Genomic DNA, 22,239 nt, shown 5'->3' on the forward strand with positions numbered 1-22,239 from the left:
GTCCGGATAGCGACAACCCTCACCCTAACCCTCTCCCAAAGGGAGAGGGAACTACGGCATTACTTGGTGATACGACCCTGAGCATCTTTCAGCGCAGCATCGACAGTCTGACGACCGCTTGCGGCGTTGATAACCGCAGTACGGGTGGCATACCAGAATGCGGCCATCTGTGGGATGTTCGGCATGATTTCGCCTTTCTGGGCGTTATCCATGGTTGCCGCGATACGTGGGTCTTTCGCTAAATGATCCTGGAAGGATTTCAGCGCAACAGCACCCAGCGGTTTGTCCTTGTTCACTTCATCCAGACCCTGATCGGTCAGCAGGTAGTTTTCCAGGAACTCTTTCGCCAGCTCTTTGTTCGGGCTGGCGGCGTTGATACCTGCGCTCAGCACGCCAACGAACGGTTTAGACGGCTTGCCTTTGAAGGTTGGCAGCAGCGTTACGCCGTAGTTGATTTTGCTCTTGTCGATGTTGGTCCAGGCCCACGGACCGTTGATGGTCATCGCGGTTTCGCCTTTGTTGAACGCTGCTTCCGCGATGGAGTAATCGGTATCGGCGTTCATGTGTTTGTTCTTAATAAGGTCAACCAGGAAGGTCAGACCCGCTTTCGCGCCAGCGCTGTCCACGCCCACGTCTTTCACGTCATACTTGCCGTTTGCAAATTTGAACGCGTAGCCACCGTCAGCAGCAATCAGCGGCCAGGTGAAGTACGGCTCTTGCAGGTTGAACATCAGCGCAGATTTACCTTTCGCCTTCAGCTCTTTATCCAGGGCTGGGATCTCTTCCCAGGTTTTCGGTGGGTTTGGCACCAAGTCTTTGTTGTAGATCAGAGAGAGGGCTTCAACCGCGATTGGGTAAGCGATCAGCTTGCCGTTATAGCGAACGGCATCCCAGGTGAACGGGAACAGTTTGTCCTGGAACGCTTTGTCTGGCGTCACTTCAGCCAGAAGACCAGATTGTGCGTAACCGCCGAAACGGTCATGTGCCCAGAAGATGATGTCCGGGCCATCGCCGGTTGCAGCAACCTGTGGGAATTTCTCTTCCAGTTTATCCGGGTGTTCAATGGTGACTTTGATACCGGTGTCTTTCTCGAATTTTTTACCCACTTCGGCCAGGCCGTTATAGCCTTTGTCGCCGTTAATCCAGATAACCAGCTTACCTTCTTCAATTTTGGCGAGAGCCGGTGCGGAAATCATCATTGCTGCCAGGGCGGACAATGCGAAAACGCGTGCGCCAGTCTTGATCTTCATATCTGCCATCCTTTTTTGGTGATGTGCTCGTGGATACACTGAGGTGGTTCAACGTGACTCAGTCTCCTTATTTGACATCCTCTTTCCATCCTCCTGAGCCCTACGCCCCACCCCCCGTTTGTGTGATCTCTGTTGCATAAATTTAAGTTATGAGTGCTGGCGCACACAAAAACACGCTGAATTTTGCAGGCCGCTTCACGATTTTCGTATCAGCGCCCCAGACGCGGTCGCAGAGCCTGCTCTCTCATCCTCCCGCCTCCTCCCCCATAAAAAAGCCGGGGGGTGGAGGATTCACGAAAGTAATGGATACCCCATAGTGAACTTATCTTGAATGTTTCTGTCGGTGACAGGTTGTAACGAAGGGAGAAGGGCATGGCGAGCGTACAGCTGCGTAATGTAACGAAAGCCTGGGGCGACGTAGTGGTGTCGAAAGACATCAATCTGGACATCCACGAAGGTGAATTCGTGGTGTTTGTTGGCCCATCAGGCTGCGGTAAATCAACTCTGCTGCGTATGATTGCCGGTCTTGAAACGATCACCAGTGGCGATTTGTTTATTGGTGAAACCCGTATGAACGACATCCCGCCTGCCGAACGTGGCGTAGGCATGGTGTTCCAGTCTTATGCACTTTATCCGCATCTGTCCGTTGCCGAAAACATGTCATTTGGCCTGAAGCTGGCAGGGGCGAAAAAAGAGGTGATTAACCAGCGCGTGACTCAGGTCGCCGAAGTGTTACAGCTGGCGCACCTGCTGGAGCGTAAACCGAAAGCGCTCTCCGGTGGTCAGCGTCAGCGTGTGGCAATTGGCCGTACGCTGGTGGCGGAACCGCGCGTGTTCCTGCTCGATGAACCTCTCTCTAACCTGGATGCCGCACTGCGTGTCCAGATGCGTATCGAAATTTCCCGTCTGCACAAGCGCCTTGGCCGCACCATGGTTTACGTCACCCACGATCAGGTCGAAGCGATGACCCTGGCCGACAAGATTGTGGTACTGGACGCCGGTCGCGTGGCGCAGGTGGGTAAACCGCTGGAGCTTTATCACTACCCGGCAGACCGCTTTGTTGCGGGCTTCATTGGCTCGCCAAAGATGAACTTCCTGCCGGTCAAAGTGACAGCCACCGCGATTGAACAGGTACAGGTGGAGCTGCCAAACCGTCAGCAAGTCTGGCTGCCGGTTGACAGCGCCAACGTACAGGTAGGGGCGAATATGTCCCTCGGAATTCGTCCTGAACATTTACTGCCAAGCCACATCGCTGATGTGACGCTGGAAGGTGAAGTTCAGGTTGTAGAACAGCTTGGTCACGAAACACAGATTCATATCCAGATCCCCGCCATCCGTCAGAACCTGGTTTACCGCCAGAATGACGTGGTGTTGGTAGAAGAGGGTGCCACATTCGCTATCGGCTTGCCGCCAGAGCGTTGCCATCTGTTCCGTGAGGATGGCACTGCATGTCGTCGGTTGCACAAAGAGCCAGGCGTTTAAGCAATCCCAATAAAAGGCACGAAACCATCAGGTGAAGTGTTCAAAGAAAAGCAATGATCTCAGGAGATAGAATGATGATTACTCTGCGCAAACAAGTCCCTCTGGCGATCGCCATTGCGGCAGGCATCCTGTCTGCCCAGGCAGGAGCCGTAGACTTTAAAGGTTATGCTCGTTCCGGCATTGGCTGGACCGGGAGTGGCGGTGAACAACAGTGTTTCCAGGCAACAGGTGCTCAAAGTAAATACCGTCTTGGTAACGAATGTGAAACGTATGCCGAGTTAAAACTGGGCCAGGAAGTATGGAAAGAAGGCGATAAGAGCTTCTATTTCGATACTAACGTCGCGTATTCCGTTTCTCAGCAGAACGACTGGGAATCCACCAGCCCGGCTTTCCGTGAAGCTAACGTGCAGGGTAAAAACCTCATCGACGCACTGCCAGGTTCTACCATCTGGGCAGGTAAGCGTTTCTATCAACGTCATGACGTCCACATGATCGACTTCTACTACTGGGATATTTCTGGTCCTGGTGCGGGTATCGAAAACATCGATCTGGGCTTCGGTAAACTCTCTCTGGCAGCAACCCGTTCTTCTGAAGCGGGCGGTTCAGGCACCTTTGCTGACCGTGATGCACTGGGTAACCGTATTTATGACAACCTGGTACCGAACGATGTCTTCGACGTCCGTTTAGCGCAGATGGAAATCAACCCAGGCGGTACGCTGGAGTTCGGTGTTGACTACGGTCATACCAACCTGCCAGACGACTACTCTCTGGCACCTGGCGCGTCTAAAGACGGCTGGATGTTCACCGCTGAACATACCCAAAGTATGCTGAAGGGCTTCAACAAGTTCGTTCTGCAATACGCAACTGACTCTATGACCTCCAACGGTAAAGGCCGTCCTGAAGGTGGTAGCATCAACAACAACGGCGACATGTGGCGCGTGCTGGACCACGGTGCGATCTCCCTGGGCGACTCCTGGGACCTGATGTACGTGGGTATGTACCAGGACATCAACCTGGATAACAACAACGGCACCAAATGGTGGACCGTCGGTGTTCGTCCTATGTACAAATGGACGCCAATCATGAGCACCTTGCTGGAAGTTGGTTACGACAACGTCAAATCTCAGAAAACTGACGATACCAACAGCCAATACAAAATCACCCTGGCACAACAATGGCAGGCAGGCGACAGCATCTGGTCCCGTCCGGCTATCCGTGTCTTCGCAACCTACGCGAAGTGGGATGAGAAATGGGGTTACGCGAACAGCGACTCCGGTGCTGGTTATGATTCCGGCGTAGCGTACAGCGACACTTCCGCGAAAACCTTCAGCCGTGGCGACTCTGATGAGTGGACCTTCGGTGCCCAGATGGAAATCTGGTGGTAATACGTAAGACCTGACGTAATGACCTAAAAAGAGGGGCGAAAGCCCCTCTATCCTTAGGGTGCTGCGCGCTATTGCCTGGCCACCGCAGTGCTCACGCTATCAGAGGTAATAACAATGAAAATGAAGAAAAGTCTCGTCGCGCTGTGCCTCTCTGCGGGGCTGCTGGCCAGTGTTCCGGCTGTCACCTTTGCAGATGTGAATTTCGTTCCTCAGAATACCAGTGCTGCGCCGGGCATCCCGGCGGCGGCGCTCCAGCAACTCACCTGGACCCCGGTTGATCAATCTAAAGTCCAGTCAACGCAGCTCTCTGCGGGCGGCCAACAGCTGAATGTGCCGGGGATCACCGGCCCGGTCGCCGCCTTTAGCGTACCGGCAAACATCGGTGAGCTGACGCTGACCCTGACCAGTGAAGTGAACAAGCAAACCAGCGTATTTGCGCCAAACGTGCTGATCCTTGATCAAAATATGACGCCATCCGCCTTCTTCCCAAGCGAGTACTTTAGCTACCAGGAGCCTGGCGTGATGAGCGCTGACCGTCTGGAAGGGAAAATGCGCCTGACGCCTGCACTGGGTCAGCAGAAGATTTATGTTCTGGTCTTCACCACCGAGAAAGATTTGCAGCAGACCACCAAGCTTATCGACCCGGCAAAAGCCTATGCCAAAGGCACTGGTAACTCGGTACCGGATATCCCGGACCCGTTAGCGCGCCACGTCACCGATGGCCTGCTGAAGCTGAAAGTCTCAACTAACAATGCGTCCAGCGTCCTGGTGGGCCCACTGTTTGGCTCCTCCGGCACTGGTCCTGTGACCGTGGGTAATACCGCCGCACCTGTTTATGCTGCTCCAGCGGCAGCTGCACCGGTTGCCGCTGCCTCTCAGGCACCGGCAAAACCATCCGAACCGGTGCTCAACGATACCGAATCGTACTTTAACAACGCCATTAAGCAGGCTGTTAAGAAAGGCGATGTCGATAAGGCGCTGAAACTGCTAGATGAAGCTGAGCGTTTAGGTTCAACCACTGCCCGTTCCACCTTTATCAGCAGTGTAAAAGGCAAGGGGTAACCGTATCCCCACAGTGCTGATTTGTTAGTTTTAGTGCGCCTGAGTGGGCGCACTTTTTTTGGTGTCGTCCGCGCTGTTGCGCCATTGTTGCGATAGTGATCGCTAAATAACGTTTGGCCGCCCTCAATCTGCTTTTCTGCGATACAATGCCATTACGTTATGTATCGGAGAGTCTGGCATGTCACACCCTGCGCTAACGCAACTGCGTGCGCTGCGCTATTTCGACCAAATACCTGCGCTTGACCCGGAGCAACTTGACTGGTTGCTGCTGGAAGATTCCATGACTAAACGTTTTGAGCAACAGGGCAAAACGGTCACCGTGACGCTGATTCAGGAAGGGTTTGTTACCCCTGAGGCGATTGCCAGTGAATTGCCGCTGCTGCCAAAAGAAGAACGCTACTGGCTACGTGAGATTTTACTCTGTGCTGATGGCGAGCCGTGGCTGGCCGGGCGGACGGTTGTGCCAGAATCCACCTTGTGCGGGCCGGAATTAGCACTGCAACAACTGGGGAAAACACCGCTGGGGCGGTATCTTTTCACCTCCTCCGAACTTACCCGTGATTTTATTGAGATTGGTCGCGATGCCGAACTGTGGGGGCGCCGTTCCCGCCTTCGCCTGAGCGGTAAACCGTTAATGCTGACGGAGCTTTTTTTACCGGCATCGCCGTTGTACTGAGAGGAAGAAAAAAATGGAGTGGAGTCTGAAGCAGAACAAGCTGCTGGCCTATCACCGCTTAATGCGTACTGATAAACCCATCGGCGCGTTACTGCTGCTATGGCCGACCCTGTGGGCGCTGTGGGTCGCAACCCCGGGTTTGCCGCCGCTGTGGATCCTGGCGGTATTTGTCGCGGGCGTCTGGCTGATGCGTGCGGCAGGCTGCGTGGTAAACGACTATGCCGACCGTAAATTCGACGGCCATGTGAAACGTACGGCCAACCGCCCACTGCCAAGCGGCCAGGTCACGGAAAAAGAAGCGCGCACGCTGTTTATCGTGCTGGTGGTGCTCTCCTTCTTACTGGTGTTAACCCTCAACACCATGACCATCCTGCTTTCTGTCGCGGCACTGGCGCTGGCCTGGGTGTATCCATTTATGAAGCGCTATACCCATCTGCCGCAGGTGGTGCTAGGTGCGGCGTTTGGCTGGTCGATCCCGATGGCATTTGCGGCGGTCAGCGAATCGGTGCCGCTCAGCTGCTGGCTGATGTTCCTCGCCAATATCCTGTGGGCCGTGGCGTACGATACGCAATACGCGATGGTCGACCGTGACGATGACCTGAAGATCGGTATTAAATCAACGGCGATCCTGTTTGGCCGTCAGGACAAACTGATTATCGGGATTTTGCAGGTTGCAGTGCTGGCGCTGATGGTGGCGATTGGTCGCCTGAACGCCCTGAACTGGGAATTTTACTGGTCAGTGCTGGTTGCCGGGATGCTGTTTGTGTATCAGCAAAAGCTGATTGCGAAGCGCGAGCGTGAAGCCTGCTTTAAAGCGTTCCTGAATAATAACTACGTGGGCCTGGTGCTGTTTTTAGGGCTGGCGATGAGTTACTGGTATTAATGAGTAATCTGTTCTTGCTGCCTTGACGAATCAGGACAAAGAGCGTTCAATCCCATTTTAAATGGTATTGAACGCTTACTTATTTTTGAGCTTTGTTCACCATTCCACGTTCTGCTAATTATATTTAGCGATGCGATTAAGTTATTTATATATATGTAACATGAATTATTTATGAGTATTAATAATTCATTCTGATATTTTCTAAAATATAATTTTGCTGAATTAGTAATTATTTAAAATATTAAATATATATGGATATATTCCAGATGGATGAGTCCCGCTATATGTCGGCTATTACGGCATGACGCTGCCGTACCGTGAGCCATTGGGACTGTATGTGACCCAGGTAACAGAACAGGGAGTAAAGGAATGAGTGAGCATCAATGCCGGCAGGGGTGTCAGTGTAAAAAACAGGTCATTCCGGTGATTTTTGTGCCGGACCTGCTGGGTACCCGGTTGTATAACGTGGCGGAGAACCAGGTGGTTTGGGATCCGCTGGCGGGAATGGGGAGCTATCACACGCCGCTGGGAACGGCGGTGGAGGCTATGAGCGGTAAGGTGTCGAAGACCACGGCGGCGATAACGGGTTCACCGCTGATCGCAAAGCTGACGGATCTGCAGAAGCTGATTAAGGGCTGCAGGGAACGCTGACGGAGTTGTACGCGTTGAGCAGCCGGGTGCTCAACGCGGTGGGCCTGAACAGTGTGGCGAAACGGCTTGCGGCGGCGGGTCAGGACGCGAATGAGGACAGTAAAAGTGCCGTGGCGAAGGTAAAGGCGGAGCTGGCGGATATTAAGGGGAAAATCGCGCGAGTTGAGAAGGAGATCAATGATGCCTTTGAGAAGCTGGGTCAGCTGGAAGAGGTGCTCAGGATCGCGCGTAACACATGGGGAATGATCTCGGTGCTGGAGTGGATGTTCCGCGATGCAGGCGAACGTCGGAAGCTTCTGGTTGGGGAAAAAATTGGTCGTGATGATGAGTTGCTGGCCCTTCCTCAGGATGCAGAAAAGGGTAAGTACGATAAGAAGTATTATCTGGGGAAAACGGCGATCCATCCGCAGGAGTCGGAGGAGCGGCATAAACGTGGCTGGGGGGAGGTGTGCTGGGCGCAGTATGGGGAACTGCTGATGACGCTGCAGCGTCATCTGGATGCGCGGTTTAACCTGCGGGAGGTGGCGCAGTCAGGGGGAACGACGGAGCTGGGGAGTATCCCGAAACCCTCGCTGGTGACGGGTAAAGCACTGAAAGAACTGCTGGCGGCGATAGAGTCGCTGTTTGATTTTGGCACGGCTTCGACAACAACCGCCGCGTCCAGGCCTCCCCCCTCGACCCCCTCCACAACGGCGACGACAGCGACCGCTGCCGGTGCGGCGAAGAAAGAGATGCCACCAGCGTGGGGTGCAGATGCGAACTACGCAAAACAGATGGCTGGATTTGCATTTCCCCTGCATGTTGTGGGGTATAACTGGATGCAGGGGTGTGCCGACGGTGCGCAGCGGCTGAAGCGGCGAATCACGCAGATAGTGGGTTCATACTCGCCCGGTAACCCGGATGAAACGTGGATGACGAAAGAACCGGTAAGCCAGGTGATCGTAATCACGCACGGGATGGGAGGACAGGTGCTGCGTGCGCTACTGGCAGAGGTGGCACCGGAAACGGACGGGAAGGGAGGGACTGCGGAAAACAGTGAAAATGCTCAATCTGGTGGTAAGGAGGCGGAAGGGAAACCGTCATCTGAACATGACTTTAGCCAGGCTGATTCGACAAAAAAATCGGATGCTGCAAAAGAAGACAAGAAAAATCAGCGTGCCCAGGTCAGTATTAAACCGGAACCAAATCCATTTGGTAAGGAGCTGGAATTACTGAAGGCTATTCACGTTGGTATTCCGCAGACAGGTATGCCGGAAATCTATGCCTGGTTCCGTGCCGGCATGCAAACGCCAGTGAAGTCAGACAGCCTGTCAGATATGGCGGTGGCTTATGTGAAGAACCAGGTGCTGGGGGCAAATGCGGCGGAAATTACGGCGGTACTGTCTTACAGCCAGTGTGCTCTGGAGGCATTACCGAATAATGATTATCCGAAAGGCTGGATTTGCTGGCAGCCTTTGCCGGTTGATATTGTGGAAGGGGAAAAATCGCCAGCTTCGACTCTGATAAAATTAAATGAAGAGATTTATAGTGAATATAAAAATGACATTCATTGGTATAAATTATTAGATAAAAAACTTCTATGTTGTGATGCTGCAATGGTTGATTCTAATTATTTTAATGTAAAATTACTCCATGATAAGACTTCATCCTTTTATGAGAGTTTAAATGTAGCTTCAAAATGTTTAAAAACGGATAAGTTCATCTTTGGGAAAAATAGTAAGCCTTCTACAAGGGATAAAATTGTCTGGCAGGCTCAAAGCCAGGATACACCCAATGGTGATGCTGAAACATGGGTTTTTTACTGGCAGAATGTCGCCAGTGAAAATGTACTGGTTAAGGGGATCAATCATCTGTTTGGTTCAAACCTTCTTAGCAAGTGTGCGGATAGTGGTGAAGGGAGTGTCTATCTCTCCGAAAAGGCGGTTTGTTCAATAAATCAGCCAGTTAAATTCGTGTTACCGCCAGGCTCTGGAGATGGTGATGGTCAGGTTTCTTTTAAATCCGTAACTGGAGGGGACTCGGTAGAGTGTAGCGAGCACCATACCGATATCTGTCAGGATGAGAATATCCGCAAATCTGTTTATAAGACGATTCAGCAGGCTACATGGGATTATAAATCTGAAAAAAGTAATGATAAAGGAATATAAAATGAAAGGAGTAAAGATATTTTTCTCGATATGTTGTGCTGCTTTAGTATTGCAGGGGTGTGGACATATATCTAAAAATAAGGATGCTGGAATGAATAATAAAATATTGGCACAAAAACACTGTTTTGGTCGCTACGAAGTAGAGTTGCCAAATTATATGTTTATGTATAGCGGGAATTATAGTTTTGATAATTTCAGAGTTGAAGTGGTAAGGGCAGTACGAACTGATTATGAAACAATAGAAAAAGATTGGGTAAGATATGTAAAAAATACGATTGCCCCTGACATGCGTAAAGGTACAAGTTCTTATGGCAGTAAAATTGCACATCAGGATATGAAGAGCAATCCTCGTGTGTTAATGGAATATATGGAAACAACGAATGACGTAAGCTCATTAAGCTCGTTATATATGTTTAGAACATTTTATCTCAAAGAAGTTACGGAAAGAAAAGAATGGCTTGTAATTGATGGCCAGGGTATAGAATTACCCAGACCTATGCCAGATGCCCAGCTTCGCCAGCAGGTTCAGCGTAAACTTGATTCCCAGATGGACGATATTAATAAAATAACCTACAAACCTTATCCGCATTATGCCCCAGGGTACTGTCTGGATAACGAATACCTCTATTATTCAGGACGACTGGAAAAAAGAGACTACTACCATATGGTCTGGCATTCGAACGTTGAAAATTCAAAAACCTTCCTGTCGGTAGATGTGGAAAGCTATGACAAAGGCGAAGAGGATAAGCTGGAAAGCCGTATTTCCAAAGGTAAGCTGCTCCGGACTTTTTTCTCCAGCACCACCGTGGATGTGGGCGGTATTAAAGGTGAGCTTTACATCAGCCGTGACAGCAGTACGCCTTCCGCCCGTGAATTTCAGTGGATCCCTGGCGACAGTGAGGCTGGAAACCGCATGAAGCCGCTGATTAAGATTGCCGGCCGCTTTGATACTCATGATCTTCCGGCAGAACTGCGTGATAAGGTCAGCGGCGAAGAGTTGATCCTCTGGATACTGGAAAGCCTCAAAATGCGTAAGGGCGCAGATGAGGATATTCAGATGTTCCGTCATTAAGCGGTTCGTGATGGCTCCGTCGGCGGTGCGAAGTCTCAGTGCTTAACAGGGCTGGTAAGTGTTGGATAAGGTATTAACAGAAAAGTGGCAGAAGTGCTTTATTATGAATTTACTGGCACAGCAGCCATCCAGGGAGAGCCGCATTTGTCCATGTTCAGAGCAGAGCATGATGATAGTGGTACACAATTTTTTGGCAAATAGCTCCGAATTGATTTACGGCACATATAAAACCCGGTAAGCAGTAGCGCCACCGGGTTTTTTCATCACTCGTCCTGCGTCGCACTCTCAATCGTTAAGCGCACATCAGACGTAATCAGGTCAGCCAGCATCTGGTAAACCTTCAGCGTCTCTTCCGGCTCGGCATCGCCGGTATCACTGATAAACCCTTCATCACGCAGCGTCAGCACTAAAGAGCTGAATACCGCCTTGTCGAAGAATTCCGGCGCGTTAATGCCGTGCAGTACCGACAGGCGCTGTGCCAGCGTGCGGCTCTCTTTCTCAAGCGTGCCGCGGTTGATGGATGGGTTAGCACTCAGCAACCAGAACGTAATGGCATAGCGTTGCAGGGTTTCACGCGCGCCAGCCGCCAGCAATTGCAGGGTGCGGGAGCGAGACGGGTTGATATGCAACTCGTCGTTATTAACAGTGATAAGCCCCTGACGACGCAACTCTTCGGTCAGTTTATCCAGCTCTGCCGCCAGCTCGTTTTTACTCCAGCGCAGGAACAGCTCGGCTTTCAGCATCGGGTACAGAGCGTCGACATGGCGCAGCAGTTCCTGACGAGAAATGCGGCGGTGCTGGGTAATAATGGCGGCCATCAGCGAAGGCAGCATCAGCATATGCGCGATGTTGTTACGATAGTAAGTCATCAGCACCGCCTGCTCGCGCGGCAGAATGATGATGTCGCCAATCGTATCTTTCTCAACTTCGAACTTATTCATCTGCAAGGCATGATCGATAAGCTCGCTGGCCGTGCTGGCTGGCGCCGTCGAATCCACTGAGTACGGAACATTACGCATAATGTCCAGATAGCAATCGAGCTGCTCGGTAAGCTGTTCACGGGTCAGTGAGCGCTGACGCGATGCCAGCAGCGCGGTACAGCACAGGTTCATGGCGTTAGCCGCACCTGCGTTGTTAATACGCACCATCAGCTCGGCAGCAATGCCGTTCACCGTTGGCGTCAGCCAGGCAGGGCGTATTGCTTCGATGGGGTCGATTGACTCGCGCCATTCCGGGACGTGGTGGTTAAGGTAGTTCATCAGCGGCATTGGCTCGCCGAAGTTCACGTAGCCCTGACCCAGATTACGCAGCTTACTCAGGCCACGCAGCATCTGCGGCAGGCTCTCTTTCTCTTTGGTCGCACCGCGCAGCTCTTTGGCGTAGGTACCCACTTCCATCACGTGCTCGTAACCGATGTAAATCGGCACCAGCGTAATTGGGCGAGTACCGCCGCGCAGCATGGCCTGGATAGTCATCGACAGCGTGCCGGTTTTCGGATCAAGCAGGCGGCCAGTACGTGAACGTCCGCCTTCCACGAAGTACTCAACGGAATAACCACGGCTGAACAGCTCGCCCAGATATTCGCGGAACACGGTGGAATAGAGCTTGTTGCCCTTGAAGGTACGACGAATAAAGAAGGCACCCAGGCGGCGGAAGATCGGCCCTGCTGGCCAGAAGTTCAGGTTAATACCGGCCGCGATGTGCGGAGGCACCAGGCCCTGATGGTAAAGCACATAGGAAAGCAGCAGGTAATCCATGTGGCTGCGGTGGCAGGGCACATAGACAATTTCGTGGCCATCATGCGCCAGCTGACGCACGCGCTCGGCGTTGTGGACGTTGATCCCCTGATAGAGACGGTTCCACGTGAAGCTCAGGATACGATCGGACAGGCGAATCATCTCGTAGGAGAAGTTCGCGGCGATCTCTTCCATCAGCGCAATGGCATTCTGCTGCGCTTTCTCGTGCGAAATCTTCTTGCTGCGCGCTTCGTCTTCCACGGCGCGGGCAATGGCTTTAGACGCCAGCAGCTTATTGAACAGGTCCTGACGCGCCGGGAGGCGCGGCCCTACGGCTGCAAGACGCTGGCGCGCAAAGTGCATACGTGCCACGCGAGCCAGTTTTTGTGCGATGATTTTATCCGTACCGTGTTCATCTGCCATGCGGCGCAGCGACACAGAAGGCGAGAAACGCACGAAGCTGTCGCGGCCAAGCCAGGACACCGCAAAGAATTTCTGGATGCCATTGAGCATCCGCAGCGGTGGGTTTTCTTCCCCTTTTTCGCGGCCAGGGCGACGACCAAACATCACCGATACCGGCACCATCTGCACATCCAAATCAGGATTGCTGCGGTGCAGATCGAGGTAGTCATGGAACAGCTTGATGGACTCTTCTTTTGGCGTGTAATAGGTAAACACGCGCGGCCCGCCGTGGATGAACACGTAGCGCGGCAGCAGAGTACCGTCGATTTCCAGTGGTTCAAGCGGATCGGGTAAATCATGCGCCAGACACTGGGCGCGGAGCGTGAGCAAGTCTGCCTTCGAGTTGTAAGGCAAAACATACATAATAGGGCGAGAGGTATCGAGCCCTAATTCCAGCGCGGGTTCTGCTGGGATAGACTTGCTTTTTACCAGAACGGTTAATGGTAAATTAAGTAATTTGTAGTAAATTCGTGGCCAGCCAGACATAAACGATGTAAAGCCTCTGGTTAATAATGCAATTGCGGCGCAAGGATAACAGAAAGCGCGCAGAATTTCTGTTGTTACCCGTCATACTTCGGGCGGCAGTAAACGCACTGCGTCTATAGTTACTGACGCTATTTCTAATAAAAGGTTCTTTTAATGGCCAATAATACCACTGGGTTAACCCGAATCATCAAAGCTGCCGGCTATTCATGGAAAGGTTTCCGTGCCGCGTGGATCAATGAAGCCGCTTTTCGTCAGGAAGGCGTTGCCGCTATCGTGGCGGTCATCATTGCCTGTTTCCTTGATGTCGATGCCATCACGCGCGTTCTTCTTATTGGTTCTGTGCTTTTGGTGATGATAGTGGAAATTCTCAATAGCGCTATTGAGGCCGTTGTTGATCGTATTGGCTCCGATTTCCATGAACTCTCTGGTCGTGCAAAAGATATGGGGTCTGCCGCCGTGTTGCTGGCGATTATCACTGCGGTGATCACCTGGGTCACGCTGCTTTGGTCGCATTTCCGATGAGCCTCGAGGAATAATTAAGTCCCTGGTTTTTTGTGCACTTTTTGGTTCCAAAATCGCCTTTAACTGTATATACTCACAGCATAACTGTATATACACCCAGGGGGCGGAATGAAAGCGTTAACGACCAGGCAGCAAGAGGTGTTTGATCTCATCCGGGATCATATCGGCCAGACGGGAATGCCACCTACGCGTGCGGAAATCGCGCAGCGTCTGGGCTTCCGTTCTCCAAATGCTGCTGAGGAACACCTTAAAGCGCTGGCGCGTAAAGGCGTGATTGAGATTGTTTCTGGCGCTTCGCGCGGCATCCGTCTGCTGGTAGAAGAAGAGACGGGCATTCCGCTGGTTGGCCGTGTCGCGGCAGGTGAACCTTTGCTCGCACAACAGCATATTGAAGGTCACTACCAGGTTGATCCTGGCATGTTCAAACCGAGCGCGGATTTCCTGCTGCGCGTAAGCGGTATGTCCATGAAAGACATCGGTATTCTTGATGGCGATCTGCTGGCGGTTCATAAGACACAAGATGTACGCAACGGCCAGGTGGTGGTAGCGCGTATTGATGATGAAGTCACCGTTAAGCGCCTGAAACAACAGGGCAACACCGTGCAGCTGCTGCCGGAAAACAGCGAATTCTCCCCCATCGTGGTGGATCTTCGCGAACAGAGCTTCTCCATTGAAGGTCTGGCGGTTGGCGTCATCCGCAACGGAGAATGGCTGTAATCTCTTCCTGACAGGCTACGGAACCTCTGTAGCCTGATTCATTTCTCACTCCCGGTATTTTTCATGTCACTGCTGACTGCTTCTGATAAGGCATTGTGGCGTCTTGCACTGCCGATGATCTTTTCCAATATCACCGTTCCGCTATTGGGGCTGGTCGATACGGCGGTTATTGGTCATCTGGATTCACCGGTGTATCTGGGTGGCGTGGCGATTGGCGCAACGGCCACCAGCTTCCTCTTTATGCTGCTGCTTTTTTTACGCATGAGCACCACCGGGCTGACGGCACAGGCCTTTGGCGCAAAAGATCCCCTGCGTCTGGCACGTGCGCTGGTACAGCCGTTAATTCTGGCGCTGGGTGCGGGCGTGCTTATCGTTCTGTTGCGTACCCCACTGATTGAGCTGGCATTACACATTGTAGGTGGCAGTGAAGCGGTGCTGGAGCAGGCATGGCGCTTCCTTGATATTCGCTGGCTAAGCGCCCCGGCATCGCTGGCAAATCTGGTTCTGCTGGGCTGGTTGCTGGGCGTCCAGTATGCCCGTGCCCCCGTTATCCTGCTGGTTGTCGGGAATGTCCTGAACATAGTGCTCGATCTCTGGCTGGTCATGGGGTTGCACATGAATGTGCAGGGCGCGGCGCTGGCAACGGCTATTGCCGAGTACGGCACGCTGATTATCGGGCTGTGGATGGTCTGGCGTGTGCTGGTGATGCGGGGCATTACACCAGCGCTGCTAAAGGCCGCCTGGCGCGGCAATATCCGCAAGCTACTGGCACTTAACCGCGACATCATGCTGCGCTCGCTGTTACTGCAACTGTGCTTTGGTGCGCTGACTGTCTTTGGCGCGCGGCTTGGCCCGGAAATCGTTGCCGTTAACGCGGTGCTGATGACGCAGCTGACCTTTACCGCTTACGCCCTCGACGGCTTTGCCTATGCGGTAGAAGCCCATTCCGGGCAAGCGTATGGCGCACGTGAAAGCGGGCAATTGCAGGATGTATGGCGCGCCGCATGTCGTCAGGCTGGGCTGGTGGCGCTGGCATTTGCGCTCATCTACGCCTGCTTTGGTGAGCATATTGTTGCCCTGCTCACGTCACTACCTGCGCTGCGCGAGCTGGCAAGCCACTACATCATTTGGCAGGTGATCTTACCGGTGGTGGGCGTTTGGTGCTATTTGCTTGATGGGATGTTCATTGGCGCAACGCGTGGCGCGGAAATGCGTAACAGCATGGCGGTCGCGGCGGCTGGGTTTGGTTTAACGCTGCTCACATTGCCGTATCTGGGGAATCATGGGTTATGGCTGGCCCTTGCAGTCTTTCTTCTTCTGCGTGGCCTCTCGCTGGCGTTTATCTGGCGTCGTCACTGGAGAAAAAATACCTGGTTTTCATCGCATCACGATCTCTCATGATGGTAAAAGATTCTGAATAAATTCCTGAGTGCCAGATACGCGTCTAAAATTATTATCACGTCCAGCATGAAATGAAGGTTTCGGGCGGCCCTTTCACTCTTTAACGATGAGGACCTGATGATGAATAAAGACGAAATCAGCGGCAACTGGAAACAGTTCAAAGGTAAAGCGAAAGAGCAATGGGGTAAGCTGACAGATGACGATATGACGGTCATCGAAGGTAAGCGCGATCAGCTTGTCGGTAAAATTCAGGAACGCTATGGCTACGCCAAAGATCAGGCGGAGAAAGAAGTCGGCGACTGGGAAAAGCGTAACGACTATCGCTGGTAGACCGGTTATACCCGCAAGTACAAGGATGTACACCCTGAGGGCGGCCCTGAGCCGCCTTATTTATTACCGTTAGCGCGGTTTTTTCTTTACCAGAATGGAGTGGTCATGCTGGCAGGCATCCTGATGGCTGCATGATTCGACCTCCACGCACGCAGAGCATAATCCGTGTGCTTCAATCACATTATGGCGCAGGGCGAAGCCCATTTTGGCTGCCAGCGTATGCATAATGTCTTCAACACCTTCCGCACACTCTTCTTTCACCACGCCACAGCGGTCGCAGATAAACATGGCCGAGGTATGGGTCGGCTGATCAAACAAATGGCACAGCACATAGCTGTTAGTTGATTCGACCTTGTGCACAAAGCCCTGCTCCAGCAGGAAATCCAGCGCGCGATAGACGGTAGGCGGCTTGGCCTGCGGCTCGCTTTCACGCAGCAGGTCGAGTAAATCATACGCACTGATGGCACCCTGTTGCAGGCTCATCAGACGCAATACCTCAAGGCGCTGTGGGGTCAGGCGCACATTGCGTTGCGCACAGAGCTTCTCAGCTTGCGCCAGCAGCTCTTTTGTGGACTTATCCATTTAGCACCTCGGCTGTCTATGGGATGGAAAACCCTCACTTTATCATGTTCTGATAAAAACACCGAGAGCCGCCAGGTGTGCTATACCTGACGCATTGCAATCCGGGGAAACACCTGATGAAAAGACCTGACTGTATTCGACACTGGCGCGATGTAGAAGGCGCAGATGATTCTACTTATCCCGACAGCACTGAGCGTTTTTCCATTGGCGCGCCGCTGGCCCGTAAACTTGGCCTGGGGCGGATTGGTATCCATCACGAACGTCTGCCGCCTGGGCGACGTACGTCGTATCCCCATGCGGAAAGCGACGAAGAGGAGTTTATCTATGTGCTGGAAGGCTACCCGGAGGCCTGGATAAATGGCTATCTGTGGAAGCTGGAGCCGGGTGATAGCGTGGGATTTCCGGCCGGAACCGGGGTGTGCCATACCTTTATCAACAATACAGATGAAGAGGTCCGGCTGCTGGTCGTCGGCGAAGCCAACAAAAAGTACAACCGCATCTATTATCCGCTGAATCCGGTATATGCCGCCACGCGGGAAGACCGGTGGGTAGACCATCCGCCGCAGTTTTTTGGCCCACACGATGGAAAACCTGGGCGAAAATAATTTCCTCTTCTATAAATATTGAGGGCCATCACAAAAAACAACAGGCCCGGTGGTGATTTAACTTAGGGAAATAGCGGGTCTTTTTGTACTTATTCACAGCAATAGTTCGTTCCTGTTTGGGTGATAACAGACAGGGGTTATTTCATAACAGACTATTAGACGAGCATACTGTGAAGAAACATTTTAAATTTTCGGTGGTTAGCATCGCTGTCTCCCTGTTTATGGCAAATCAGGCGGGAGCAGCCAATACCTGGACAGAAGCGCGTAGCGACGCGATGGGTGGCACGGGCGTAGCGGCGGGCAGCTATGGCAGCGGGGTGTTAATCAACCCGGCATTGCTGGCAAAAGCGAAACCTGACGATGACGTCACCCTTATTTTGCCCTCCATTGGTGCGCAGATTTCTGATAAGGACAATCTGCGGGAAAAGATTGATGACATCAGCGATGACGTGAACCGTTATCGCAGCACGCTGGATAGCATCAATCTTATCGATCTGTTAAATCCTCTTAGCCCTGCATCGCGGGAGGTTTCTTCTGCGGCAGGCGACCTGGCCGACCAGCTGGATTCACTGAAAGGAAAAACCGCCAGCGGTAAAGCGGGTGGTGGGATCGCTGTAAGCATTCCTAATGACGTGCTCTCGGTGGCCTTTGTGGCAAAAGCCAACGCGCGTGCACGCGTGAGTTCTTACATCGATCAGGGCGATATCGATAAACTACGGGCAGTGGAAGCCGCGCCATCTGCTGTGTTTGGCGTTGACCCGAACGATCTGAAATCAAAAGGTTTTGGTCGCGCGGCCATTGTTTCAGACTACGGCGTGGCAGTGGCGCGTCAGTTTGATATCAGCGGTGTGCCAGTATCTGTGGGGATCACCCCGAAGCTGCAACAAACCTGGCTGTATAACTACACGGTGTCTATCTACAACTTCAACAGTGACGACATCAACAGCAGCCGTTACCGTAACGATGACACCGGGTTTAACGTCGATGCGGGTATTGCCGCTGACTTTGGTGATAACTGGACGGTCGGCCTGACCGGGCATAACCTCTTCTCGCGCGATATCGACACCAAAGAGGTGGACGGCGTGCGCGATACCTACCAGATAAGCCCAGTTGTTACTGCGGGTGCAGCATGGCATACCGATCTTCTGACCCTGACCGCGGATGGCGATCTGACGGAAACCAAAGGCTTTAAAAGCGAAGAGAACTCTCAGTATGTGGGCGTAGGTGCTGAAGTCACTCCGCTGAGCTGGCTGGCTGTTCGCGCCGGTTACCGGGCTGACGTCAAGAATAACGACAGCAACGTCTTTACGGCGGGTGTCGGGTTCGCACCGCTCAACACGGTTCATGTCGACCTGATGGGTCTGTACGGTGAAGACGAAACCTGGGGGGCGGGAGCACAGCTGACTCTGACATTCTAAAAACAAAAGGCACCAGCAATGGTGCCTTTTTACTTATCCATGCGCCGCTTTAGTGAGCGTATCGCTGATCCACTGGTTAACGCTTTTACCTGACACTTCAGCTGCGATATTAATCGCAGAGTGAATTTCCGGCGCTATTCGTAAACTGATTTTCCCGCTCGCCGGGCGCAGGGGCTCTCGACCCTGTTCTGTGCAGTAAGCAAGATAATCATCAACGGCTTCTTCAAAGGCTGTACGGAGGCCAGAAACATTATCTGCATGAAAACCAATAACATCTCTTATACCTGCTACATGCCCAACGAAGCACAGGTCTTCATCACTGTAATCGATTTTTGCGGCATAGCCTTTATAAGTCATGGTGTTAATCATGGAGAGACTCCTGTTGCGATGAGAAAAGCCATTGCGTCGCGAACCTGGTAAACCTTCGCTTCTTTATCCGGATGAGGACGATGAAACGAAGCTACAACTCCATTAATTTCGAATCTCACCCTTGAGCCGTTACCTTCAGACATTTTTGCACCCAGCGCGATAAAAAGTGCTTCAATTTTGCGCCATTCCAGAGAACAAGGTGTTGGTAAAGAGAAAATTAACTGCAATGTTTTTTGGTGGCGGGCGTTCAATGTTTTCATCATTTGTATATTCCATTTAATGTTAATCCTCCGCCAAGTTGAGAATGATGATATCATTTTTTGATATCACATCAAGCCGAATCGTATCCTTTTTGAGCCTGTGCTATAGTAGCGCCCCTTTTCCACCAGATGCTTAAAACTTCGCCATGTCGTCAGAATCACAGACTGTTTATCCTGCACACCGTTTCTCCATTGCGCCGATGCTCGACTGGACGGACAGACATTGCCGCTACTTCCTGCGTCAGCTCTCCCGCCACACGTTGCTGTACACCGAAATGGTGACAACTGGCGCGATCATTCACGGAAAGGGCGACTATCTGGCGTACAGCGAAGAAGAGCATCCGGTTGCGTTGCAGCTTGGCGGGAGCGATCCGGCCGCGCTGGCGCAGTGCGCGAAGCTGGCTGAGGAACGGGGTTACGACGAGATTAACCTCAACGTCGGTTGCCCGTCCGATCGCGTGCAGAACGGCATGTTTGGCGCGTGCCTGATGGGCAATGCGCAGCTGGTTGCAGACTGCATCAAAGCGATGCGTGATGTCGTTTCCATACCGGTAACGGTCAAAACCCGTATCGGTATCGACGATCAGGACAGCTATGAATTCCTGTGTGATTTCATCAATACCGTTGCCGGAAGAGGCGAGTGCGAGATGTTTATCATCCATGCGCGTAAAGCCTGGCTTTCTGGCCTTAGCCCGAAAGAGAACCGCGAAATTCCACCGCTGGACTACCCGCGCGTCTATCAGCTGAAGCGTGATTTCCCGCAGCTGACGATGTCGATTAACGGCGGAATTAAATCGCTGGAAGAAGCCAAAGCGCACCTCGGGCATATGGATGGTGTGATGGTGGGCCGTGAGGCGTACCAGAACCCGGGTATTCTGGCGACGGTTGACCGTGAAATCTTTGGCGTGGAAGGGGCTGATACTGACCCGGTCTCCGTGGTGCGAGCCATGTATCCGTACATTGAACGCGAGCTGAGCAACGGCACCTATCTTGGCCACATTACCCGCCACATGCTTGGCCTGTTCCAGGGGATCCCGGGGGCGCGTCAGTGGCGTCGTTACCTCAGCGAGAACGCACATAAAGCCGGTGCAGACATCGAGGTACTGGAGCACGCGCTGCGTCTGGTTGCTGATAAGCGATAAATTTCACCAAAAGATAGTTAAATTCACCACGCCCTGCACATTGTTGCGGGGCGTTTTGTTTTCAAAACAATGAGTTAATTTTGGCATGCTTTTTGTAATGTTCTCTGCATTATCTGGGAACTCGTGGGAGAACATCATGCTGGAACTACTTTTTGTGATTGGTTTTTTTGTCATGCTTTTGGTGACGGGTGTTTCACTGCTCGGCATTCTGGCCGCGATCGTTGTGGCGACAGCGGTGATGTTTATCGGCGGGTTGTTTGCCCTGACGATCAAGTTACTTCCGTGGTTACTGCTGGCAATTGCTGTTGTGTGGGTGATTCGGGCGATTAAATCACCAAAAGTCCAAAATTATCAGCGCAATAACCGCTTTCGTTACTAAGGTATTGAGGGGTTCGTCACATACCTGCAACTTTTCCGGCATCATCGCTTAGAACAGAATAGGATTTAGTTATCGATTCTGTCACTATGACTGCCGCTAAAGAATTCATCGAGCTGTACCCTACATACAGCCGAACTAAAAAAAGAAAGGGCTTCCTGAAAAGGAAGCCCAATTTCTTTTTAGGGCTCAGGGAATTAGCAGACTCGACCCCTGCGTCACCCGACTCTCCAGCACCTCATGCGCGCGCTGTGCATCCGCCAGCGGATATTTCTGCGCATCTGCCACATCCACTTTAATCACTCCGCTTGCAATCAGTGAGAACAGCTCGTTGCTGGCTTCCTCCAGCTCTTCCCGGTTAGTGATGTAACCCTGAAGAGAAGGGCGCGTGACATACAGCGAGCCTTTCTGGTTCAGAATGCCCAGGTTAACGCCGGTCACGGCGCCTGATGCATTACCGAAGCTCACCATCAGGCCGCGGCGTTGCAGACAATCCAGCGAGGCTTCCCAGGTGTCTTTGCCCACCGAGTCATACACCACCTGAACTTTTTTGCCGCCGGTTATCTCTTTTAGCCGCTCAACAATGCTCTCTTCACGGTAGTTAATCACCTGCCATGCGCCAGCCTGCAATGCACGCTGTGCTTTTTGCGCATTGCCTACGGTACCAATCAGTTTCGCACCTAATGCTTTTGCCCACTGGCAGGCGATCAGGCCCACGCCACCCGCGGCGGCATGGAACAGGAATTGTTCGTCGGGTTTGATCTCGTAGGTTTTGCGCAGCAGATAGTAAACGGTCAGGCCTTTCAGGAACGAGGCCGCCGCTTGTTCAAACGAAATGGCATTTGGCAAAAGGGCGGCTTTATCGGCCGGCACGTTATGCACGGAACTGTAAGCCCCCAGTGCCGATTGCGCGTACACCACGCGGTCACCTTCTTTAAGATGCTTAACGGCGCTGCCCACTTTAATTACCACACCTGCCGCTTCGGTTCCCAGCCCGCTTGGCAGAGACGGTGGCGGATAGAGCCCACCGCGAATATAGGTGTCGATGTAGTTGATGCCGATGGCTTTGTTTTCAACCTGGACTTCGTTTTCACCCGGTGCGGCGGGGGTAAACTCCACTGCTTTGAGTACCTCAGGGCCACCATGCTTGTGAAATTCAATACGCGTTGCCATGCTTCCTCCATAAGAAAATGTGGTAATCTTTCGACCCACTCTTTATCTCGGT

Annotated in this window: 22 protein-coding genes; 16 read left to right on the top strand and 6 right to left on the bottom strand. The window is 52.4% G+C overall.

The window, feature by feature from the left end; translation table 11 throughout:
- Positions 1 to 59 precede the first annotated feature (59 nt).
- Complete coding sequence (malE, locus tag M987_RS07225; RefSeq protein ID WP_014068490.1) at positions 60 to 1,250, bottom strand: maltose/maltodextrin ABC transporter substrate-binding protein MalE; 1,191 nt, start codon at positions 1,248 to 1,250, stop codon at positions 60 to 62.
- 372 nt (positions 1,251 to 1,622) lie between these two features.
- On the opposite strand from malE, the gene malK reads away from it, so the two are divergent.
- The 8 genes from malK to M987_RS07265 all read left to right on the top strand — a co-directional run bounded on the left by malK (position 1,623) and on the right by M987_RS07265 (position 10,608).
- A complete protein-coding gene (malK, locus tag M987_RS07230) occupies positions 1,623 to 2,732 on the top strand; it encodes a maltose/maltodextrin ABC transporter ATP-binding protein MalK (RefSeq protein WP_014068491.1) in 1,110 nt (369 codons plus the stop codon).
- A gap of 71 nt (positions 2,733 to 2,803) precedes the next feature.
- The gene (locus tag M987_RS07235; protein ID WP_014068492.1) at positions 2,804 to 4,117 is read left to right on the top strand and encodes a maltoporin; all 1,314 of its coding nucleotides are present in this window, start codon (positions 2,804 to 2,806) and stop codon (positions 4,115 to 4,117) included.
- Between the two features lie 114 nt (positions 4,118 to 4,231).
- Positions 4,232 to 5,179 (top strand): maltose operon protein MalM, encoded by a 948-nt coding sequence (gene malM, locus M987_RS07240; RefSeq protein WP_014068493.1) that lies wholly within the window; start codon positions 4,232 to 4,234, stop codon positions 5,177 to 5,179.
- A 178-nt stretch (positions 5,180 to 5,357) separates the two neighbouring features.
- Positions 5,358 to 5,855 carry a chorismate lyase gene (gene ubiC / locus M987_RS07245; RefSeq protein ID WP_014068494.1) on the top strand — a complete coding sequence of 166 codons (498 nt, stop codon included), beginning with the start codon at positions 5,358 to 5,360 and terminating at the stop codon, positions 5,853 to 5,855.
- Between the two features lie 13 nt (positions 5,856 to 5,868).
- Positions 5,869 to 6,738, top strand: coding sequence for a 4-hydroxybenzoate octaprenyltransferase (gene ubiA / locus M987_RS07250; RefSeq protein WP_014068495.1), 870 nt, complete (start codon positions 5,869 to 5,871; stop codon positions 6,736 to 6,738).
- Between the two features lie 369 nt (positions 6,739 to 7,107).
- Positions 7,108 to 7,389, top strand: coding sequence for a hypothetical protein (locus tag M987_RS25040; RefSeq protein ID WP_014068496.1), 282 nt, complete (start codon positions 7,108 to 7,110; stop codon positions 7,387 to 7,389).
- 14 nt (positions 7,390 to 7,403) lie between these two features.
- On the top strand, positions 7,404 to 9,536 hold the full coding sequence (locus tag M987_RS07260) for a lipase family protein (protein WP_014068497.1): 2,133 nt from the start codon (positions 7,404 to 7,406) through the stop codon (positions 9,534 to 9,536).
- 1 nt (position 9,537) lies between these two features.
- Complete coding sequence (locus M987_RS07265; protein ID WP_049796668.1) at positions 9,538 to 10,608, top strand: hypothetical protein; 1,071 nt, start codon at positions 9,538 to 9,540, stop codon at positions 10,606 to 10,608.
- Between the two features lie 263 nt (positions 10,609 to 10,871).
- Here the strand turns inward: M987_RS07265 and plsB are convergent, their stop codons facing one another.
- A complete protein-coding gene (plsB, locus tag M987_RS07270; RefSeq protein ID WP_014068499.1) occupies positions 10,872 to 13,292 on the bottom strand; it encodes a glycerol-3-phosphate 1-O-acyltransferase PlsB in 2,421 nt (806 codons plus the stop codon).
- A gap of 153 nt (positions 13,293 to 13,445) precedes the next feature.
- On the opposite strand from plsB, the gene M987_RS07275 reads away from it, so the two are divergent.
- From M987_RS07275 to M987_RS07290, 4 genes are all read left to right on the top strand, one after another.
- Entirely contained in the window at positions 13,446 to 13,814 is a 369-nt protein-coding gene (locus tag M987_RS07275; protein WP_014068500.1) for a diacylglycerol kinase, read from the top strand.
- Positions 13,815 to 13,922: 108 nt separating this feature from the next.
- Entirely contained in the window at positions 13,923 to 14,531 is a 609-nt protein-coding gene (lexA, locus tag M987_RS07280) for a transcriptional repressor LexA (protein ID WP_014068501.1), read from the top strand.
- A 63-nt stretch (positions 14,532 to 14,594) separates the two neighbouring features.
- Positions 14,595 to 15,932, top strand: coding sequence for an MATE family efflux transporter DinF (gene dinF, locus M987_RS07285; protein ID WP_014068502.1), 1,338 nt, complete (start codon positions 14,595 to 14,597; stop codon positions 15,930 to 15,932).
- A 120-nt stretch (positions 15,933 to 16,052) separates the two neighbouring features.
- The gene (locus M987_RS07290; protein WP_028017939.1) at positions 16,053 to 16,262 is read left to right on the top strand and encodes a CsbD family protein; all 210 of its coding nucleotides are present in this window, start codon (positions 16,053 to 16,055) and stop codon (positions 16,260 to 16,262) included.
- A gap of 69 nt (positions 16,263 to 16,331) precedes the next feature.
- Here the strand turns inward: M987_RS07290 and zur are convergent, their stop codons facing one another.
- Positions 16,332 to 16,844 (bottom strand): zinc uptake transcriptional repressor Zur, encoded by a 513-nt coding sequence (zur, locus tag M987_RS07295; RefSeq protein ID WP_014068504.1) that lies wholly within the window; start codon positions 16,842 to 16,844, stop codon positions 16,332 to 16,334.
- Between the two features lie 116 nt (positions 16,845 to 16,960).
- Between zur and M987_RS07300 the strand changes: the two genes are divergently transcribed.
- The gene (locus M987_RS07300) at positions 16,961 to 17,449 is read left to right on the top strand and encodes a cupin domain-containing protein (RefSeq protein WP_014068505.1); all 489 of its coding nucleotides are present in this window, start codon (positions 16,961 to 16,963) and stop codon (positions 17,447 to 17,449) included.
- Positions 17,450 to 17,619: 170 nt separating this feature from the next.
- Positions 17,620 to 18,867: a conjugal transfer protein TraF gene (locus M987_RS07305; RefSeq protein ID WP_014068506.1), complete on the top strand. Its 1,248-nt coding sequence runs from the start codon at positions 17,620 to 17,622 to the stop codon at positions 18,865 to 18,867.
- 33 nt (positions 18,868 to 18,900) lie between these two features.
- Here M987_RS07305 and M987_RS07310 read toward each other — a convergent pair whose 3' ends face one another.
- Both M987_RS07310 and M987_RS23840 read right to left on the bottom strand, forming a co-directional pair.
- The gene (locus tag M987_RS07310; RefSeq protein WP_014068507.1) at positions 18,901 to 19,236 is read right to left on the bottom strand and encodes a type II toxin-antitoxin system HicB family antitoxin; all 336 of its coding nucleotides are present in this window, start codon (positions 19,234 to 19,236) and stop codon (positions 18,901 to 18,903) included.
- Entirely contained in the window at positions 19,233 to 19,499 is a 267-nt protein-coding gene (locus tag M987_RS23840; RefSeq protein ID WP_014068508.1) for a type II toxin-antitoxin system HicA family toxin, read from the bottom strand. The genes M987_RS07310 and M987_RS23840 overlap by 4 nt, the downstream gene beginning before the upstream one ends.
- A 143-nt stretch (positions 19,500 to 19,642) precedes the next feature.
- On the opposite strand from M987_RS23840, the gene dusA reads away from it, so the two are divergent.
- Together dusA and pspG are read left to right on the top strand one after the other, a co-directional pair.
- Positions 19,643 to 20,638 carry a tRNA dihydrouridine(20/20a) synthase DusA gene (gene dusA / locus M987_RS07315; RefSeq protein WP_014068509.1) on the top strand — a complete coding sequence of 332 codons (996 nt, stop codon included), beginning with the start codon at positions 19,643 to 19,645 and terminating at the stop codon, positions 20,636 to 20,638.
- A 136-nt stretch (positions 20,639 to 20,774) separates the two neighbouring features.
- Complete coding sequence (gene pspG / locus M987_RS07320; protein ID WP_014068510.1) at positions 20,775 to 21,017, top strand: envelope stress response protein PspG; 243 nt, start codon at positions 20,775 to 20,777, stop codon at positions 21,015 to 21,017.
- A 186-nt stretch (positions 21,018 to 21,203) separates the two neighbouring features.
- Here the strand turns inward: pspG and M987_RS07325 are convergent, their stop codons facing one another.
- Entirely contained in the window at positions 21,204 to 22,187 is a 984-nt protein-coding gene (locus tag M987_RS07325; protein WP_014068511.1) for a quinone oxidoreductase, read from the bottom strand.
- Positions 22,188 to 22,239: the final 52 nt, after the last annotated feature.

Origin of the sequence: Enterobacter soli ATCC BAA-2102 (genome assembly GCF_001654845.1) — a bacterium.
GTDB lineage: Bacteria > Pseudomonadota > Gammaproteobacteria > Enterobacterales > Enterobacteriaceae > Enterobacter > Enterobacter soli.